This window comes from Limnothrix sp. HT2024 (assembly GCF_059138625.1).
Genome location: NZ_CM181121.1, coordinates 453,954 through 469,929, shown reverse-complemented (window position 1 = coordinate 469,929; position 15,976 = coordinate 453,954). Strand labels below are relative to the sequence as shown.

At 48.1% G+C, this 15,976-nt stretch carries 15 protein-coding genes and 2 pseudogenes; 10 read left to right on the top strand and 7 right to left on the bottom strand.

Going from position 1 to position 15,976, the window contains the following annotated elements; all coding sequences use genetic code 11:
• Nucleotides 1-415 precede the first annotated feature (415 nt).
• Complete coding sequence (locus AC2IAX_RS01995) at nt 416-907, bottom strand: hypothetical protein (RefSeq protein WP_494389100.1); 492 nt, start codon at nt 905-907, stop codon at nt 416-418.
• A gap of 156 nt (nt 908-1,063) precedes the next feature.
• Here AC2IAX_RS01995 and AC2IAX_RS01990 point away from each other — a divergent pair, with 156 nt between their 5' ends.
• On the top strand, nt 1,064-1,828 hold the full coding sequence (locus AC2IAX_RS01990) for an ABC transporter ATP-binding protein (protein ID WP_494389099.1): 765 nt from the start codon (nt 1,064-1,066) through the stop codon (nt 1,826-1,828).
• Nucleotides 1,829-1,903: 75 nt separating this feature from the next.
• Here the strand turns inward: AC2IAX_RS01990 and AC2IAX_RS01985 are convergent, their stop codons facing one another.
• Both AC2IAX_RS01985 and AC2IAX_RS01980 read right to left on the bottom strand, forming a co-directional pair.
• Entirely contained in the window at nt 1,904-2,338 is a 435-nt protein-coding gene (locus AC2IAX_RS01985) for an acyl-CoA thioesterase (protein WP_494389098.1), read from the bottom strand.
• A gap of 287 nt (nt 2,339-2,625) precedes the next feature.
• A protein-coding gene (locus AC2IAX_RS01980) for an IS5 family transposase (RefSeq protein WP_494389097.1) occupies nt 2,626-3,449 on the bottom strand; the annotation gives its coding sequence in 2 pieces (ribosomal slippage) (nt 2,626-3,071 and nt 3,071-3,449; 825 coding nt in all).
• 88 nt (nt 3,450-3,537) lie between these two features.
• Here AC2IAX_RS01980 and AC2IAX_RS01975 point away from each other — a divergent pair.
• Nucleotides 3,538-4,148: pseudogene (locus tag AC2IAX_RS01975) on the top strand (IS5 family transposase); the annotation flags it as partial.
• Between the two features lie 24 nt (nt 4,149-4,172).
• Here the strand turns inward: AC2IAX_RS01975 and AC2IAX_RS01970 are convergent.
• Nucleotides 4,173-4,385, bottom strand: a pseudogene (locus AC2IAX_RS01970) (transposase); the annotation flags it as partial.
• Nucleotides 4,386-4,499: 114 nt separating this feature from the next.
• On the opposite strand from AC2IAX_RS01970, the gene AC2IAX_RS01965 reads away from it, so the two are divergent.
• From AC2IAX_RS01965 to pgeF, 4 genes are all read left to right on the top strand, one after another.
• Nucleotides 4,500-5,333, top strand: coding sequence for a sulfurtransferase (locus AC2IAX_RS01965; protein WP_494389096.1), 834 nt, complete (start codon nt 4,500-4,502; stop codon nt 5,331-5,333).
• Between the two features lie 495 nt (nt 5,334-5,828).
• Nucleotides 5,829-6,155, top strand: a complete 327-nt coding sequence (locus AC2IAX_RS01960; RefSeq protein ID WP_494389095.1) for a nucleotidyltransferase family protein — start codon at nt 5,829-5,831, stop codon at nt 6,153-6,155.
• On the top strand, nt 6,148-6,480 hold the full coding sequence (locus AC2IAX_RS01955) for a HepT-like ribonuclease domain-containing protein (RefSeq protein ID WP_494389094.1): 333 nt from the start codon (nt 6,148-6,150) through the stop codon (nt 6,478-6,480). Before AC2IAX_RS01960 ends, AC2IAX_RS01955 begins: the two co-directional genes overlap by 8 nt.
• A gap of 157 nt (nt 6,481-6,637) precedes the next feature.
• On the top strand, nt 6,638-7,384 hold the full coding sequence (gene pgeF / locus AC2IAX_RS01950) for a peptidoglycan editing factor PgeF (protein WP_494389093.1): 747 nt from the start codon (nt 6,638-6,640) through the stop codon (nt 7,382-7,384).
• Here pgeF and AC2IAX_RS01945 read toward each other — a convergent pair.
• Together AC2IAX_RS01945 and AC2IAX_RS01940 are read right to left on the bottom strand one after the other, a co-directional pair.
• The gene (locus AC2IAX_RS01945) at nt 7,353-8,306 is read right to left on the bottom strand and encodes a tetratricopeptide repeat protein (RefSeq protein WP_494389092.1); all 954 of its coding nucleotides are present in this window, start codon (nt 8,304-8,306) and stop codon (nt 7,353-7,355) included. The genes pgeF and AC2IAX_RS01945 overlap by 32 nt on opposite strands.
• Nucleotides 8,273-9,649, bottom strand: coding sequence for an NB-ARC domain-containing protein (locus AC2IAX_RS01940; RefSeq protein ID WP_494389091.1), 1,377 nt, complete (start codon nt 9,647-9,649; stop codon nt 8,273-8,275). The genes AC2IAX_RS01945 and AC2IAX_RS01940 overlap by 34 nt, the downstream gene beginning before the upstream one ends.
• 265 nt (nt 9,650-9,914) lie before the next feature.
• Here AC2IAX_RS01940 and AC2IAX_RS01935 point away from each other — a divergent pair, with 265 nt between their 5' ends.
• The 3 genes from AC2IAX_RS01935 to gmk are packed head-to-tail and all read left to right on the top strand — an operon-like array spanning nt 9,915 to nt 11,846.
• Nucleotides 9,915-10,817 carry a hypothetical protein gene (locus AC2IAX_RS01935; protein WP_494389090.1) on the top strand — a complete coding sequence of 301 codons (903 nt, stop codon included), beginning with the start codon at nt 9,915-9,917 and terminating at the stop codon, nt 10,815-10,817.
• Complete coding sequence (locus AC2IAX_RS01930) at nt 10,814-11,254, top strand: DUF488 domain-containing protein (RefSeq protein ID WP_494389089.1); 441 nt, start codon at nt 10,814-10,816, stop codon at nt 11,252-11,254. Before AC2IAX_RS01935 ends, AC2IAX_RS01930 begins: the two co-directional genes overlap by 4 nt.
• Before the next feature lie 37 nt (nt 11,255-11,291).
• Entirely contained in the window at nt 11,292-11,846 is a 555-nt protein-coding gene (gene gmk / locus AC2IAX_RS01925) for a guanylate kinase (protein ID WP_494389088.1), read from the top strand.
• Nucleotides 11,847-12,366: 520 nt separating this feature from the next.
• Here gmk and AC2IAX_RS01920 read toward each other — a convergent pair.
• On the bottom strand, nt 12,367-12,687 hold the full coding sequence (locus tag AC2IAX_RS01920; protein WP_494389087.1) for a nucleotidyltransferase family protein: 321 nt from the start codon (nt 12,685-12,687) through the stop codon (nt 12,367-12,369).
• Between the two features lie 208 nt (nt 12,688-12,895).
• Here AC2IAX_RS01920 and pruA point away from each other — a divergent pair, with 208 nt between their 5' ends.
• Complete coding sequence (gene pruA, locus AC2IAX_RS01915; protein ID WP_494389086.1) at nt 12,896-15,904, top strand: L-glutamate gamma-semialdehyde dehydrogenase; 3,009 nt, start codon at nt 12,896-12,898, stop codon at nt 15,902-15,904.
• Nucleotides 15,905-15,976 lie beyond the last annotated feature (72 nt).

Here is a 15,976-nt window from a genome sequence, read left to right as displayed (position 1 = left end):
CCAGAAGCGATCGGGCGATCGCCATTCTGAACCTAGGGTTTAACTATACCGGCATCGGCTTCGATCGACACGGACTCTTTGGCCAGCGGCTCCGTAGATAAGGGCCCATCGCCCCCAGCGCCCAACCCTCCCGAACATCCGAGGCAATTGGTTTCCAGCCAGCCACCCACAGACGATCTGAGAGGATGTCTGAAAAGTATCTTTCGGCCCAAACTAAGCACCAATAGTCGTGGCAGCAAGGGGCTTAAGCCCCTTGTTTCCGTCGATCGCTGGAGCAAGCATTGTATTAATTTTGGCTTTTCAGACATCCTCTGAGATTGACACCAATTTCACGCCCCTCCTATTGCTTTGAATGCCTTGCCCAAAAACTTTGGCTATTCTCTTGCCAACAGTTCTCCTCGCCACCGTTTCAACGTCAGCGGCGACCTCCTGACGGCCACAATTTCCCGATCAACAAACCAATCACAAACACTGCCAATTCATAACCACCGACCAGGCCCAACAACACCAGAAAAACCGCAAAAATACCCACAGCCGGATAGTCAACAACCATCTTTTTAGATAAAAGTTGGGCGCGATATCGCTCATAGGATTGTGAATAGGCCTCCGGGGTGAGGGTTAAACCCTTTTGATAATCCTGTTGGCTCACCTTCAGAAATAACTGGCTGAATCCTCCCGTCACGAGCAACAACACAATCAGCTTGGCCAAGAGCCGATTCCTAGTCGATGTTTGAAAAGTAATGGTGTTGGTGGCTGCAACCATAACTGAATGATTGGCTGAATTGCTTGATGGATTATTTCCTGGATAATTTGTAGTACTTTCAGGAATGTTTTCGGGAGTATTTTCAGGAATGTTTTCGGGAGTATTTTCGGGCTGAATCTCTGCGTTTGAGCGGTCATTCGTCATTGATCGATCCCCCCATCTTGATTCAACTAAGCGGTGAGCTGCTGAGTTGTCATATCGAGTCATCCTCTACGGTTATCCCCTGACCGCACAAAATTGGCCAAGCTTTTTAGAATGGGAGATGGTTCCCGCTTATCCTTGCCTCCTTGAAACAGTGCTATGACCCTTGCCCTGCCTAATCCTCAGCCCCGATCGCCCATTCCCGATCGCCCGCCAGTTATTCAACTCTCCGAGATCTACAAAATCTATGGCAGCGACAACACCGAAGTGCGCGCCTTGAATGGGGTCAACTTGGTGGTGGACAGTGGTGAATATTGCTCAATTATGGGCGCATCGGGTTCCGGCAAATCCACCATGATGAATGTGATTGGTTGCCTCGATCGCCCCAGTTCCGGGCGCTATCAGCTTGATGGCATTGACGTGGCCGAACTGAACGAAAAAGACCTGGCCACGGTTCGCAATCGAAAGCTGGGGTTTGTGTTTCAGCAATTTCACCTGCTGCCCCAACTGAGTGCCCTGGAAAATGTCATGTTGCCGATGGTCTACGCGGGGGTGTCCAGTGGGGAGCGACGACAGCGGGCCTTGGACGCTTTGGGCCGAGTGGGTTTGGGGAATCGGGTGAATAATCGACCCAACCAACTGTCTGGGGGGCAGCAACAGCGGGTGGCCATTGCGCGCGCGATTGTGAACCGCCCGATCGTGCTGTTGGCCGACGAACCAACCGGCGCACTGGACACCAAAACCACCCAAGAAGTGCTGGATATTTTTGAAGAATTAAACCAAAGCGGCATGACCGTGGTGATGGTGACCCACGAACCGGAGGTGGCCCGTCGTACCCATCGTGTGGTTTGGTTTCGGGATGGGCAGGTTTTGCACGATCGCCTCCATCCCGAAGATTTGGGACAAGTGACCTCTGTTGCCTAAACGTTTGGAAAGTCTGAAATCATCAACGATCATCGGGACTCATCAAATCACGAGAATCACAAGAATCAACCTTCCCTAAATCTGAGGCTGAGGCTCCTCAAAAAGCTTTAGCCAAACTGCCAGTTCTGGAGGAATTACGCGCCGTTTTCGAGTCTCTTGGTCAATGCAAACATGGCGCGTGAATGCCTGGGCTGTGTGAAAGTCCCGCTGCGATCCTTCAAAGAAGAATTCATATTCACACCGAAATTCGCTTTCCTGGATCGCATAAACGCGCATGACAATTTCCAAGCGATCACCGCAGGACATGGGCTGAAAAAATTTCGCTCCCGTTTCCACGATCGGCATTACCCAAGGCTGCGATCGGCTGAAAAAATGTTTGGCATTAACCCCCGAAGCCATCAGCGAGGTTTCATAGACTTCGTGGGCCCATTCCAATAGCCGCGAAAAATACATTACCCCTGCGGCATCGGTTTCGCCAAAGCGAACGGTACGATGATAGGTAAAAGCCATGAATGATAGTTTGAATTGATCAACATGAATAATAAATTGAACTGCTTAAATTAAACGTCAACCTGAGTTGCTGTGGGATGACTAATGTTTAAGGGTGCGATCGCTGGGAGACTCGGATGGTTCGATCGGGGTGGCGGTCATGGAATTCACTCCGGCTTTAACTGGCGAGGAAATTGGTTGAGCCAAGGGAATAGCCGCTGAGGAACAACAACTTCGGTGCGATCGCGTTCTCGTTTTTCATCGTCTCAGCATTCTAGCGGCTTTAGAGCTGATTTATAAATCAATTATTAAGCATCTAGAGCAGCCAATCTTCTCACCATCAAATGCATTAAGCAGCCATAGATTATCCCTTCACTCGTCTCCGAATACAACTCATAGTCCTTGCTCAATCGCCGAAATCGGTTCAGCCAGCCAAACGTCCGCTCGACAATCCATCGCTTGGGCAACGTCTCAAACCCTTTACTGACTCGGCTGATCACCTCCACGCGCACACTCTCACCACACACATGCTTCACAGCATCCGCAAACTTTTTCCCGGAATACCCCTGATCAACCCAAATAACCTCTAGCCGAGATAGCTTCTCCTTCACTTCCTCTAACACCACAATCCCTCCCAATCGCTCAGAAGCATTCGCTTCAGTCACCAACACGCCCATTAGGAACCCTTGCGAGTCAACGATAATGTGGCGTTTACGTCCCTTAACCTTTTTGCCACCATCGAAGCCGTAGACCACCCCCTTTTTTCCGTGGTTTTCACCGACTGAGAATCACCGATACTGACCCTAGATTGCTCTGAACGACCTAATTTGCTCCGCAGTTGCTCTCGAATCTGGTCATGCATTTGCTGCCAAATTCCTTTTCGTTGCCATTTCTGGAAGTAATGGTAGACCGTACTGTAAGGGGGTAAATCGTGAGGCAGCATTTCCCACTGGCAGCCAGTCCGCTGGACGTAAAAGATGCCATTGAGGATTTCTCGGAAATCAACTTCTATCGGATGTCCAAAGCCTTTAGGAGCGGGCAGCAGCGGCTGGAGGAGCACCCACTCATCGTCGCTCAAATCACTGGGATAGGCTTTGCGGGTAGGATTGGCAATGACCGGGAGACGACTCATGAGCTGGATGATGCTTCGGGTAGGTCTAGCCTAAAACCGGATTTAGAGTTGCCAAGTCGGCTTTAGCTTCTCTTTATGAATTAGCTCTTACAGCACGGTCTACCATTACTTCCAGAAATGGCAACGAAAAGGAATTTGGCAGCAAATGCATGACCAGATTCGAGAGCAACTGCGGAGCAAATTAGGTCGTTCAGAGCAATCTAGGGTCAGTATCGGTGATTCTCAGTCGGTGAAAACCACGGAAAAAAGGGGGTGGTCTACGGCTTCGATGGTGGCAAAAAGGTTAAGGGACGTAAACGCCACATTATCGTTGACTCGCAAGGGTTCCTAATGGGCGTGTTGGTGACTGAAGCGAATGCTTCTGAGCGATTGGGAGGGATTGTGGTGTTAGAGGAAGTGAAGGAGAAGCTATCTCGGCTAGAGGTTATTTGGGTTGATCAGGGGTATTCCGGGAAAAAGTTTGCGGATGCTGTGAAGCATGTGTGTGGTGAGAGTGTGCGCGTGGAGGTGATCAGCCGAGTCAGTAAAGGGTTTGAGACGTTGCCCAAGCGATGGATTGTCGAGCGGACGTTTGGCTGGCTGAACCGATTTCGGCGATTGAGTAAGGACTATGAGTTGTATTCGGAGACGAGTGAAGGGATGATCTATGGCTGCTTAATGCATTTGATGGTGAGAAGATTGGCTGCTCTAGATGCTTAATAATTGATTTATAAATCAGCTCTAAGGGGGTAAATCGTGAGGCAGCATTTCCCACTGGCAGCCAGTGCGCTGGACGTAAAAGATGCCATTGAGGATTTCTCGGAAATCAACTTCTATCGGATGTCCAAAGCCTTTAGGAGCGGGCAGCAGCGGCTGGAGGAGCACCCACTCATCGTCGCTCAAATCACTGGGATAGGCTTTGCGGGTAGGATTGGCAATGACCGGGAGACGACTCATGAGCTGGGTGATGCTTCGGGTAGGTCTAGCCTAAAACCGAATTTAGAGCTGCCAAGTCGGCTTTAGCTTCTCTTTATAAATTAGCTCTAAGTACTGCCAGCGAAGGAACAACCCATGAATCACTATGCTCATCCTGAAGTTTTGGTCGATCCTCAGTGGCTTGCTGAGCACTTAGATGATCCGAGTTTACGAGTGATAGAAGTTGATATGAATCCAAATCTTTACCAGGATAAGCATATTCCAGGAGCCATATTTTGGAATGTGTTGAGTGATCTATTGCAACCCAATCTTCGAATCAACCTTGATCCAAGCAAGATCGCAAATTTGTTGTCTCGATCGGGTGTTACCCAAGACACTACAATTGTTGCCTATGGTAGCTACCCTGGAACTGGAGCCTGGATTTTTTGGCTTTTGAAAATGATTGGACATCTAGACGTGAGAGTGCTCAATGGTGGCCATCAGAAATGGATGGCGGAACGTCATCCGGTCACAGCAGAGCTTTCAACCGTCACACCAACCCAGTATCAGACTCAGTCATTGGATACCAGTTTGCAAGTGTTGTCAGCCGAGGTTGAAGCTGCCATTGATAATCCCAATCAAGTTTTGGTCGATGTCCGCACACTTGCAGAGTATCAGGGCGATGTATACCTAATGAAGCCCCCAGAAGCAACAGAACGTGCCGGGCATATTCCTGGCGCAATTCATGTCGAACACACCCTAACTCTTAATGAGGATGGCACCTTCAAATCATTTGATGAATTACAGGCATTGTTCAATAGCAAAGGTATTACTCCAGACAAGGACATTTTTCCCTATTGTGCTGTAGGGGGAAGATCTGCCTACATCTGGTTTGTCTTGAAGTATTTGCTAGGTTACCCCCATGTTCGGAATTATGATGGCTCATGGAACGAGTGGAGCCGTTTGCCTAACAGTGCAATTGAAAAGTAGCCTAATCCTGCTATCCATTGCACAGCATTACAACACCCATACAGACGGAATTTTTGAAGTAATTTCGTCCTAACTGCATTAGGATAAAACGCCGACCAAAATTGGTAATAGAGTCTCTAAATCGGCTGGGACTCGGTATAGATTCAAGTCTTGAATAACCTGACTATTGGTTCGATCGAACAAGCCAAATTGCCAAATCGTTCCCGTTGACACAGCCTCGCAGAGCAGCGGTGCATCCGACTCTAGCCGCTGAATTACAAGTTCTACCCATTCGCGCATCACGATCGATTTGGACGATCACCCCTGTTGCCCTGACTGTCGCTTTAAGCACCGTGCGTTGGACTTCCTAGAATGGAAGATAAGCACCGGAACGCTTTGAGAGGCTCGCACACCGTGCTTGCAACTGTCCCCAATCCCTACGAAGACCGCACCCAGTCGATCGCCTCATAAGCTACGGTTAAAATGGCGCTGAACTTGCATGGGATGCGATTGCCTATGATTTCGCTACCGATCGAGTGGCCGACTGAGGCGATCGCAGCCTGGGGCGATCGCTGGCTGGTGGCTGAGTTATCGCTGTTTGGATCGATTTTGCGTCAGGATTTTCGTGCGGATAGTGATATCGATTGTCTTGTCGCGTTCAGACCCGAGGCAGATTGGAGCCTACTTGACCATTTGCAAATGCAGCAGGAATTAATCGAGATTTTGAGACGAGATGTGGATCTGGTGAGTAAACGGGCGATCGATCGTAGTCAGAACTGGCTCCGCCGCCAAGAAATTCTTTCTACTGCCCAAGTCATTTACACAGGGCCGGTTTATGCCTAGCCAGCGTGATCAACAAGTACTTTTAGATATTGTTCGATCGGCAAATAAAATCATCGATTTTGTCCAGGGACTTGATCGATCTAGCTTCCTAGCTGATGAAAAGACACAATCCGCTGTTATCTTTCAACTGCTGATTATCGGAGAAGCAACTAAGCGCCTATCTAGGGAATTTTGGGAGAAGTCTCAGCAAGTTCCTTGGGGATTAATGGCGGGAATGCGAGACAAGTTAATCCGTGACTATGATGATATTGATAGCGAAGAAGTCTGGAAAATAGAAAGCCACGATATCCCAAATTTATTGCCCTTAATCAAATCATTAAATTAGACGCTATGACTTCTGTAACACTGAATTCAGTAATTTTCTGAATCTGGCAACAGGTCAACAGAAAGGTGACCCCTATCAGGTAATGATTTTTGTTATAAAGATAGCTTATGCGGTAAAGTTTAAATTATCCATCATTACCTAAAAATGGCACTACCAAATGAGAGACTACTTTTCTTTTATATCTTTACAATCTCATGGTGTTTTCAACATCATTTCACAACGGTCATGGGGATCTACTAATCCATTTGTAGGATATGAGGCTCTGCAGCGTATATCAGCTGGCTTAGGATGTGAATCAGAAGAAATTCTAAATCGAATAGTGTTTGCTGAGCAGGTTCATAGTAACAGGGTTTATGTTTGTAGTTTTAGCGATGGAGGATCTATTCGATTGTCGATGGACGCACTGATTAGCGGGGAGAAGCATCATATCCTGGCTATTTATTCCTCAGACTGTATACCACTGCTTGTTTATGATCCAAAATGCAAAGTCATAGGCGCAATTCATGCTGGGTATAAAGGACTTGCCAAGGGAGTATTGGTAAATACCATAACAGAATTTCAAAGGCAGTTTGGTTCCAATCCTTCTGAGCTTATAGTTGGAATGGCACCATTCATTAGAAAGTGTTGTTATGAAATTAAGGAAGATCTTTTCGATTCAGTAGAAAATGTGGATTGGAGATTACATACTCAATATAACTTTGGAAGAATATTTCTAGATCTAGAAATGATTGCCAAAACACAACTCTACGAACTTGGAGTCTTGCCTGAAAAGATCGAAGACCTAGGTATATGCACTGCTTGTAGAAGCGATATATTATTCTCATCCAGAAGAAAAAACTTTAGGGATGACAAAGGTTCTTCATTTATTAGCCTTATTGGGTTGTCAGATTTAAAGACACCCTAATTCTATATTTTAGTGCAAAAGCTCGTTCTCGTACACTAATAATTTCGTTGCCACTCATAGCTATTACTTGTTCTACAAAACCTAGAGCTTGTGAGGATCCTCCCTTTTCCCAGAGCAGTTGTGCCTTTAAGAGAAGCGCTCCTGCAGCTGTATCAACCCGACCTATACTTTGGCTCATTTCATAGCATTCATTATATTTATCCAATGCCTCCTGGAACTCTTCTCTTGCAAAATGACACTTACCTATATTCAAAAGAGGTGCTGCTTGATAGTATCGATAAGATTCACCTAAGTCTATATATTCCTGTAGAGATAAGTTGAGTTCCACAAGACTCTCGGAAAGGCGATTGAGCTTAAGATATAAACACCCTATAAGGTTGCGGATAGATGCTGCTTGAAACTTCCACTTTTTATTAGCAGCATCATACTCTCTGGTGCAAGATTTCTGAATATGATTAACCTGTCTATTTTTTACACTATTGATGATGCTCAAGCTCGCATTATAGAAAACAGATGCAGATTGAAGCCTTCGCCATCTGTGGCAAAGCACGCCTAGAAAACGTAAAGTATCACACTCTTCAAGCATATCGCCTGATAATCTTGCATTATCCAGTGATTGACTCATATACCTGCGAGCCATTGAAAAGTCATTCCATTCCATATGGCTCCACCCTAGCTGTCGCATGATTCGAGCAATCACAGCCAAATTACCAAGAGATTTAGCAGCATCAAGAGCTACGGTGCTACACGAGTAATAGTCATTCCAATATCCCAACTCCCATAAGCCTTGGTGTGTATCATCCCAAAACTCTACAACTTCTTGAAAAAGTTGAGCATCATTAAAGCTATGTAGTAAACGTACAAAATTCTTCCTCTCTTCATCTTGTCTTAAAGGCCATTCTTCCCACGAGGTCGCATCCATCTAATTTGTTCCCTCTTTAACTTTGCTACTTCTTGAAGGTATTCTCTCGATGGCTGCCAACTCTCTACAAGCCCTCCACGAACACTGCTCCTAACCCAGGGATGTAAATCGATTCTCCTATTTCCATAAACATCTAATTTCTCTTCTACTAAGCACCATTGCTTAAGATGAGCTAGTGCCTCATTAAATTCAGTCCATGACAGATTCAAATTGCTTTGAAAGTCTAGCTCTAAAACCCCAGTATTAGCTAGATGACCAGCATAACGTAAAATATTTTTAGAGTTCTCTTCAATTCGATGCCATGCAGTCTCAAAGCAAAACTTATAAAAAGCTTCAACTCTCTTTCCCGCTTCTATTAACTCAGAAATTACAGGCTCTAGGACTCCATCATGAAAGACTCTGCCTACAATGAAATGCAAAGCAAGAGGTGCTCCACAAGAAAGCTCATATAATTGATCTAACTGTTCCTTAGTTGCTTTTGTTAAAGCATCGATATTGTTCACTTTAGCTTCGTTGCTTAAAAGCTCAAAAGAACTGAATCTATCTAAACCTTTAACTTCAAGTACTTGCACGTACTGAGGCCTAGTTTTAATGCGACTCGTGATTAGTGCCCGGCTAGGGGTTAAAACCTCGACAAGCTGTGCAAGAATTTCCTGAAGATCAGAAGTTTCTGCATTATCCAAGACAACAAGATACTTTTCTCTCCTGAGTTGTTGCCTAACATCGTGCAGCGAACACTCTAACTGGCGAGCAATCTCTCCCCAAAAAATCTTTGAAGTGTAACTTCTTCCAGTATTTTCTAAGCGTGTAGATACAATTTTCTCTTCAACAAGCTCATTTGTCCTAGCTGTGACCCAGAGCACATTGGCAAATTCATCAGTATTGATCAGAGTCCTAGAAACTTGTGCAGCTAGCTCTGTCTTTCCGTAACCCGGCCCTCCCCATAAGCAAGTTATAGGAAGTTCACGAGAATCCTGGAGAACGCCTGAAATCACTTTTATGTCTGACTCACGTCCCCAAAGAGTTCGGCATCGCTGGCTAGGAATAGCTATTCCTAACTGAGGGGTACTATCAAGCCCCTCTTTTGCTTGAGCGTTTTCTATATGACTCTGTCTTATATCTAGATCACACACCTGCCGCCAATCTACCTGAACGGCACTACAAATCGCGATAAATGCACCGCGGTCAATAAAAATTCTACGCCAGAATCGCTTGAGTGTAGCTTTTGATACTTTAGACGTTGTAAGCCACTCTACTGTTTCTGTTTTCGTCCAGCGCTTTTGTCTTCGCGCTTCATCAACTATGGATAGCCCACGCTCAGAGGCTCTTAGTGTATCTGCCATTCTTAACCGCACTCCAAGCCTACACTAGCTTAGATTGACTCAATAGCTCAGTAATTGTCAATGACCTGCACCAGAATATGAGCAAAATAATGAGCCATAATGAGCTATCACGCAAGCTTTCACAGCATATCTTGATAAGAGATAGAGCAGCAGCTCAAGAGAAGCATTACTGTTCGCCAGGTTCACTCTATTTGTTCATTCTGTGGACGCAAAGGCGATGTATATCAGCACTCATCATTGCCTAAAACAGTGAGTCCTTTGGAATATGACTATGCCACAACTAAACAGCTTGCTAATCGTGAACGATTCCTGTGAACTTATCAATGAAGAGGAGATTAACTTTGATGGACTTAAGAGAAGTTGTCATTTTGATCAGAGAGGAAAGATCGTTAGATTTTCAACGCGCGCAGACTATTTTGAGTTTTTGATACAACAAGGTGACATGCTTTCATCTGAATCTACTCTGCGCCCAGAGACCGTTTTAGCTATTCAACGTAATTGGCATTTACAAGGGCAGACCGGTTGCAAGTTTGCGCAAATTTTGGCTCGGCAAAATAATTATCACTGGAGAAGGATTGTTGTTTTCGGCGTACTAGACAGCAAAATGGGAAGATCCATTGCTAATACAATCAACTTAGTAACGAATTGTTCTGTTTGGGACACTTCTACAGAGTTGATAAGTTTTATTTTCCCAGACATCGTAACCTATCAAGACTTGAACCATCTTCTTAAAACCCTATCAAACCTAAATGGATGGACTGTACAGAGGCTGGAGCAAGTTGAGTTACAGGAGCAGACTACGCAAGCTCTTCACAATGTTGCTGTTCGAGTGCGCATTGGAAGCAATGGGACACAGGCATGGGTGCTAGGTTTTGGTTCATTTGAGTCGTTAGTAGCAACAAGGAGAAGCCCTTTTACTGAAATCACTTTCAGGACGAAAGTGAGCAAGTCACCTCATGAGCATCTTGAACTGAATCAGGATGGACGGGCAATTCATCTGGCTGATGTGCCAATGGACTTATCGCCGCGACAGTTCAACATAGTTTGGGCGGCTACGAAACTAGCAAAACAATGTATGCTAATGGGAGTAAAAGATTCGAGAGCAAAAGCAAAAGCAACATTTGCTGTCCCTACTCATGTCTGGGAAAATATTTGGCAAAACTTATGAGAAAAGTGATTTACACTGTTGGCTATGAAGGGCAAACTGTTGACAGTTTTGTTGAGTCCTTACTCAATAATCAAGTTGAAGTACTAGTGGATGCGCGCTTTCGTCCTCAAAGTCGCAAAAAAGGATTTTCCAAGACTGGCTTAGCATCTTTACTTCAATCTCATGGGATTTCATACATACATGAAAGGCTTTTCGGTACGCCTCCTGAAGTCATGTCCCTTGTACGCCGTACAGGAGGGGTTTATTCTGCTGAAAATCTAAGCGCCTACAGAAGTTACTTATTAAGTCACTCGAAAGTGATTGAAAAGTTCTCTGATTTGGCTACCAAGCAAGCAATTTGCTTAATGTGCTATGAGAAGGATTACAGTTCTTGTCATAGGCAAGTTGTTGCAGAAGAACTGGCATACCTGTCAAAGATGTCTATCAAACATCTTTAGCGGTCATCAAACTTGAAGTTGTAAGGCTTAGAGATATATGAAAGTGGGTAAGCTAATTACAATCACTGGTCCTAGTGGAGTGGGTAAAGATACTCTTCTTATCACACTGCTAGAACGAAATAGTAACTTGTGCAAGCCTGTCTCTGTTACGACTCGCCCTCCACGTATCAATGAGGTGAATGGTCGAGACTACTACTTCGTGAGCAAACAAGAGTTTGAAAATATGATTACACGAGAGGAACTTTTTGAATGGACAATCTATTTGGGTAATTACTATGGAATTCCTTGTCAGCCATTGCAGACATGGCTAGCAATGGGCAAATCAGTAGTTATGGTACTAGAAGTAGAAGGCGCCCGAACTATATCTTCAAAAGTTTCAAATGTTTTTCGGATATTCATCCATCCCCCATCCATTTCTCACCTTAAAGCAAGATTGCATTACCGTGATACTGAATCAGAGGCAGCAATTTTTGAGAGATTAGAGCAAGCCAAATCAGAGATCGCAAGTGCCAATAATTTTGATACCCAGTTAGTCAATGATGATTTAGAGATAACCGTGAAAGCTATTGAATCTATTCTATTCAAGGTTTGAGGCATCATTGCGACCTCAGGTTAGTTGCTTCTTGTAAAGTGGTGAGTTGCACGGGCTAATCATGATTACAGCGGGATATATGAGCCTTTTTTATTGAGTTCAAGAGGTTTTTTACGTCCACTTAACATGGTCATCAAGTGTATAATCGCGCCTCTAGTTTTTACTATCACTTTCGGTACTGTCTGCTCAGATTCTTAACTCAGCCAGCTAAGACCGCAGTAATTGGTGAGGTTTAATTTAATAGCCTCTTTTATCAATTAGTTCTATCTTTTCGCCTCTACGATAAAATGCCGATCAAAGTTGACAATGCAAATGCAATAGATTCTCTAAATTGGCTGTGACTTGGTATAAGCTGAAGTCTTGAAAGCCTAACTACTCGCCTGATTAAGCAGACCAGATAGTTCCTGTTGAAACAGCTCTTTGGAGTAAGAGTGAATCAGATTCTAGCCATCGACCAAGCGCAATCATCTTGCTCTCCAATGGTAAAAATTTCACTCTAAATTTTCATCTTCTGCTGCTATCACGCAATATTAACAACCTCAGCTATTTCTAGAATTTCCTTTCGGCGAATCCAGTTATGACTTTGCTTGATCAATTTTTTGGTCAATAAATCAACCTTGCGTCCTAGTAACGTCTGAAGTTCGCGCTTCATCTGAACCAGCTCTAGAATTCCCAAAGGTGAATTGTTCTCAAAACTGACCATGACATCAACATCACTGTCTGGTCTAAAGTCATCTCGCAGCACAGAACCAAAGAAAGCCAGCTCTTGAATCTGCCATTTGTGGCAAAAAGCAATCAGGTCTGATTGAGAAATTGGAATCTTCAACGGCTGCTTCAACATACCTTTTATTACTTTATTACTGGTAATTTGGTGGTTCGGCAATATAGTCCGTTATACCAGCTCCTCCATCCAATCATTCATTGGGGGCAGGCTTAATGATTGGGCCCTAAGTTGGAAGTCCTATCTATTTGTACATCGCGATCGATTTGGACGATCGCCCCTTGCACCCTTGCTGTCGCTTTAAGCACCGTCCGTTGGACTTCCTAGAATGGAAGATAAGCACCGGAACGCTTTGAGAGGCTCGCACACCGTGGTTGCAACTGTCCCCAATCCTTACGAAGACCGCACCCAGTCGATCGCCCGTGACTTGATCCAGGCGACCCAAACCAAAAAAGGCTTCCTGGCCCAAATGCGCGACCAGATGAAGCTCGATGACAAGCTGATGGATTGGACCATGAGCAATCCCGGCTTGAAAGTCCAATTGTTTCGGTTCATCGACTGCCTGCCTGCCTTGCAATCAAACCCCGAAATTGCGGCTCACCTGCGGGAATACCTGACCACCGAAGCAGTGGAGTTGCCCGATCTGCTGAAGAACTTGCTGAATTTTTCTGACCCGCGATCGATGCCGGGTCAGGTGGCGGCGACGACCGTGAGTACGGCCGTGAAGACGCTGGCGCAGAAGTACATTTCTGGCGAGACGATCGAGCAGGCGATTCGGACGATCGAGCGATTGCGCAAGGACAAAATGGCCTTCACCGTCGATCTGCTCGGTGAGGCGGTGATCACGGAAGTGGAGGCGCAACAGTACCTCGATCGCTATTTGGAGTTGATGGCGCAGTTGGCGACGGCGGCCCAGCGCTGGCCAACGATCGCCCAAATCGATGAGGCGGACGGTCAGCCCCTGCCCAAGGTGCAAGTGTCCGTGAAGCTGACGGCGTTCTATTCCCAGTTTGACCCGCTGGATGTGGCGGGATCCCAGGCGAAAACGGCCGATCGGGCGCGGGTGTTGCTGCGGCGGGCCAAGGAACTGGGCGCGGCGGTGCACTTCGACATGGAGCAATACAAATATAAGGATGCGACGCTGGCGGCGTTGAAGGCGGTGTTGCTGGAGCCGGAGTTCCGCGATCGCACGGACATTGGCCTGACGCTGCAAGCCTATTTGCGCGACTCGTACCAGGATTTGCAGGGCGTGGTGGCCTGGGCCAAGGAGCGCGGCACACCCGTGACCGTGCGGCTGGTGAAGGGAGCCTATTGGGATCAGGAAACGATCCAATCGGTGCAAAAGGATTGGCCCCAGCCGGTGTTTAACGACAAGGCGGCGACGGATGCTAACTACGAAGCGATGACCCAACTGCTGCTGGAGAGCCATGCTCACTTGTATGCGGCGCTGGGAACCCACAATGCCCGATCGGCCGCGAAGGCGATCGCCGTGGCGGAAAAGGTGGGCGCACCCCGGCGGGCCTTTGAGCTGCAAGTGCTCTACGGGATGGCGGACAAACTGGGCAAAACCCTGGCGGACAAGGGCTATCGGGTGCGGGTCTATTGCCCCTACGGCGACTTGATCCCCGGCATGGCGTATCTGATTCGGCGGCTGCTGGAGAACACGGCCAACTCGTCGTTTTTGCGCCAAAGCAGCCTGGGCGAGCGGGAATTGGACGAGCTGGCCGCCGCGCCGCAGCCGAATGATGCGGCCTATGAAACGGCGGTTCCCTTTGAGAATGCGCCCGATACGGACTATTCGCGGCAGGTGTTGCGAGATCCGGCGTTGGCGGCGATCGCCCAGGTGCGGTCTCAGTTGGGGCAGCTTTACCGGCCGTTGATTGCCGGTCGGCGCGTGGAAACCAGCGAAACGATCGCCTCGGAAAATCCCTCGAAGCCCCAGGAGTTGATCGGCAAGGTGGGCCTCGCCAGCATTGAGCAGGCCGACGAGGCGATCGCGGCGGCCAAGGCGGCTTTCCCGGCCTGGAAAGCCACACCGGCCAAGGAACGAGCAGCGATTTTGCGGAAGGCGGCCGACCTGATGGAAGCGCGGCGGGCGGAGTTGTCGGCTTGGGTTTGCTTGGAAGTGGGCAAAGCCTTGCGCCAAGCGGATCCCGAAGTATCCGAGGCGATCGACTTTTGTCGCTACTACGCCGACGAAATGGAGCGGCTGGAGGCGGGCACAGCCTACGACTACCCCGGCGAAACCAACCGCTACGCCTACCAACCGAAGGGAATCACGTTGGTGATTTCGCCCTGGAATTTTCCCCTGGCGATTCCCGTGGGCATGACCGTGGCTTCGCTGGTGACGGGCAATTGCACGATCCTGAAACCCGCCGAAACCTCGTCGGTGATTGCCGCCAAATTCATTGAAATTCTGGTGGAAGCGGGCATTCCCGATGGCGTGCTGCAATACGTTCCGGCGCGCGGTTCGACGGCGGGGGCGCACATGGTCAAGCACCCGGATGTGCATACGATCGTCTTCACCGGCTCCCAGGAAGTGGGCTGCTGGATCTATGCCAACGCGGCGATTTTGCAACCGGGTCAGAAGCACCTGAAGCGGGTGATCGCGGAGATGGGCGGCAAAAATGCGATCGTCGTGGATGAGAGCGCCGACCTGGATCAGGCGGTGCAGGGCGTGGTGGATTCGGCCTTTGGCTACAGCGGCCAAAAGTGTTCCGCTTGCTCCCGGGCGATCGTGCTGGCGCCGATTTACGAGGCGTTTGTGGAGCGGCTGGTGGAGGCGGTGAAGTCCCTGAACATCGGCCCGGCGGATGATCCGAGCGTCAAGGTGGGGCCGGTGATTGATGGCACGTCCCAGGCTCGGATCCGCGACTACATCGCCAAGGGCAAGGCGGAATCGACCCTGGCGATCGAGCTGCCGGCCCCCGAGGGTGGCTACTTTGTGGGGCCGACGGTGTTTCGCGATGTGCCCCCGACGGCGGCGATCGCCCAGGAGGAGATCTTTGGGCCGGTGTTGGCGGTGATTAAGGCGGAGACGTTCGAGCAAGCCCTGGCGATCGCGAACGGGACGCAATTTGCGCTGACGGGGGGGCTTTATTCCCGCACGCCGTCGCACATCGATCGAGCGGCCCGGGAGTTCGAGGTGGGTAACTTATATATCAACCGGAACATTACGGGGGCGATCGTGGCGCGGCAACCGTTCGGTGGGTTCAAGCTCTCGGGGGTTGGCTCGAAGGCGGGCGGCCCGGACTATCTGTTGCAATTCCTGGAGCCGCGTGTGGTGACGGAAAACGTCCAGCGCCAAGGCTTTGCGCCGGTCGAGGGCTTTGAATAGGGGCGATCGGTAAGGATCAGGTGAGGGTGCGCGGCCGAAGTGCGATCGGCCGCGCAACTCTCCTGAAGTTTA